The 2,802-nt window shown below is 70.0% G+C and carries 3 protein-coding genes; all 3 read right to left on the reverse strand.

Annotation, left to right across the window (positions count from 1 at the left end; translation table 11 throughout):
* Window positions 1-738, reverse strand: a 738-nt coding sequence (locus AB1634_19265) for a sugar phosphate isomerase/epimerase family protein (protein MEW6221653.1), incomplete at its 3' end; no start/stop codon positions are given.
* An 11-nt stretch (window positions 739-749) separates the two neighbouring features.
* The gene (locus AB1634_19270) at window positions 750-1,940 is read right to left on the reverse strand and encodes a cycloartenol synthase (GenBank protein MEW6221654.1); all 1,191 of its coding nucleotides are present in this window, start codon (window positions 1,938-1,940) and stop codon (window positions 750-752) included.
* Between the two features lie 10 nt (window positions 1,941-1,950).
* A complete protein-coding gene (locus AB1634_19275; GenBank protein ID MEW6221655.1) occupies window positions 1,951-2,709 on the reverse strand; it encodes a YdjY domain-containing protein in 759 nt (252 codons plus the stop codon).
* Between the last annotated feature and the right edge of the window lie 93 nt (window positions 2,710-2,802).

Genomic DNA, 2,802 nt, shown 5'->3' on the forward strand with positions numbered 1-2,802 from the left:
GGCGGCGGCCTGGGCCCGGCCGAGGCGGTCGAAGTCCAGATCGCCGTCGCCGGGCACCAGGTGCTGGTGCCGGCGGCCGGCGATGTCCTCCAGGTGCACCCCGAAGATCCGGCCCGCCAGGGCGGTGATCACCGGCTCCGGCTCCTCGCCGGCCACGTGGCTGTGGCCCAGATCGAGATTGGCCCCCAGCCAGGGGGAATCCAGCTGCGCCAGGAGGAGCAGGAGATCGGCCGCCGATTCCACCAGGAGACCGGGCTCATACTCGATGCCGATCCGCACCCCGGCAGCACTGGCGTGGGCCAGCACCTCGTGCAGGGAGTCGGCCAGCAGGGCGAGGGCCGCCGGCCGGTCGATCCCCGGCACCAGCCGGCCGCTGGTCACGGTCACCAGGGGGGCGCCCAGGGTGTGGGCCAGATCCACGGCCCGGCGGGTGCAGTCGATGCGCCAGCGCCGGGCGGCCGGCTCCGGGTTGGCCAGGGAGGGCTCGAAGACCGGCTCCCAGAAGGTCACCGGATAGTAGCCACAGGCGGTGTTGGCATTGAGACTCGCCACTGCCAGTCCCCGGCGCTCCAGCTCCCCGGCAAGCCCGCGCAGCTCCCCGGGCACCCAGTCCAACGGGAAGAGATGGGGCCGGTCAGCCAGGATCTCCACTGCCCGGTAGCCGATGGCGGCAATCGCCGCCAGGGCCTCGGCCAGGCTCTGGCGGACAAAGGCATTGCTGCTGCACGCCAGCTGCATCGCCAAAGGCCTCACAGCCCCCGATGGATCACCTCCAGGGCGATGGCCGCATAGCTGGTCACCAGCACCGGATCCTTTTCCCACCAGCGACCGTTCTCGTTCACCCAGGAGCCGTCGCCCCTCTGGAGGTCGAGGAGCTTTACGGCCAGCTGCCGCCGCCAGTCCACCGCGCTGCCGTCTGCCAGGGTCAGATGGTCGATGCCGGCGGCAGCCAGGGCCTTGGCCATGGCGTGGTAGTAATAATAGAGGCCCTGGGCGCCCATGCCCGGGTTCTCGTCCAGGGTGAAGTTCTTGCCCAGCCACTCCACCACTGCCCGCACCCGGGGGTCCTTGGGGCCGAGGTCGGCGTAGACCAGGGAGAGGAGGCCGGCGTAGCTGATGCTGCCGTAGGAGCGCAGGGCCTTGCGGCCGCTGCCCGCCTCCAGCTCCTCTTCCCCGGCCTTGCTGTCCCCGGGAAAGTAGATGAAGCCGCCCCGGTTGGCCGGATCATCGCTGGCCCAGGGCTGGTCGTTCATGCCCGGCAGGTTCTGGCAGCGGCTGACAAAGCGCAAGGCCGCCTCCCAGTTGAGATCCTTGAGCTCAGCCGCCGGCCCTTCCTGGCCCCGGGCCAGAAATTTCGTGTAGTAGAGGGCCTCCATCGCGAACATGGTGTTGGACAGGTCCGAATGGGTGTAGCTGCTGCCGTAGCCGATACCGCCGTCCATGGGGTTGTCGGTTTCCCGGGGCTGGTCATAATCCTGCTGCAGACCAACCAGGAAGCTGCGGGCCCGGCGCAGGATCGGCTCGTAGGCCGGGTCAAAGGTGGCCACCAGGGCGGTCATGACCACCGAGGTGTTGTAGTTGGCCAGATCCTTGACGTAGATGCCGCCGTCCGGCTGCACCGCGGAGAGCATCTGGCTGAGGCCCTTCTTGACCCCGGCCGGCGGATTGGCCCGGATGGCACCCGTGGGCTCGTTGAGGAAGGCGGTGACCACCAGCCCGGTCAGGGCCGGGTGATCCGGCTGCGACCAGTAGCCGGCGGGATTCTGCTGCCCGGCCAGCCACTGGAGCGACCGTTCGATGGCGTGCTGCACCTCCAGCTTCAGGGACAGATCGCCGGCCGGCGGTGCGGCCGGCGGCTCTTCGGCGGCCTGGCCGGACAGGGGCGCGAGGCCCACAAGAAGCGCCGCCGCAACGGCGAGCAGGATCCTGGTCGATTCCATGACATCCTCCTTACGGCAGGGGCGAGGCGGGCGCCCGCCGGATGGTTACCGTCACCGGGGTGCCGGCCGGCGGCACCGCCTGGTCGTTGACAAACCAGATCTCGTCACTGGCGCCATCTTCAGCCCGGTGATCGATGAGGGCCAGGGGATCGTGGTAGATGGCCACCAGGGAGCGCTCGGTCTGGGCCATAAACACCCCCCGGTCGATGACGGAGCCGGTGAACACCCAAGGCAGCGGGCTTGCCGGCACCTGCCGCCGCAGCAGCCAGTCCTCCACCGGCACCGTGCGGGGGCTGCCGCCGGCATCCCAGCGCACCGTCAGGCGAACCGGATCGCCGCTGGGCAGCTCGCTGGCCCCCTGGGCGGGCAGGGGCGAAAGCGTCCCCTCCAGGCCGGCCAGGAGCAGGGCCATCTGCAGGGCAAAGGGCTCCACCTCGGTGCGGAGCAGGCTCTCGTGCACCTTGCCGCCAGCGGCCACCACCACGTATTCCAGAAGCCCCTTGTCCATGTTGACCTTCGCCGGGAAGGACACCTCGCCGGCCGCCTTGTCCAACTGGCAGCCGCCGACATCGAAGCGACCGGGCGTGATGAGGCGGACCAGGGGAGCCGGCGGGCCGGCCTGAGACGGCTGGGCCGGGCGAGCGGCCGGCGGCGGGGGCGGCGCTGCTGGCGGTCCCGCCGCCATGGCCGGTAGCCAACCGCCGCCCAGTCCCCACAGAGCACCAGCCCACACCGCCACCCGGATCCACCAGCACCGGCCATCGTTCATGGTCCCACCTCCATCAACGAATGTCGAATAGCGAGCAAGGAATGTCCAACCGCAGAAGGGACCGGCAGCACTGATCCGAAACGTCAACGACCG

This window comes from Thermodesulfobacteriota bacterium (assembly GCA_040755095.1).
In the GTDB taxonomy this organism is placed as follows: domain Bacteria; phylum Desulfobacterota; class Desulfobulbia; order Desulfobulbales; family JBFMBH01; genus JBFMBH01.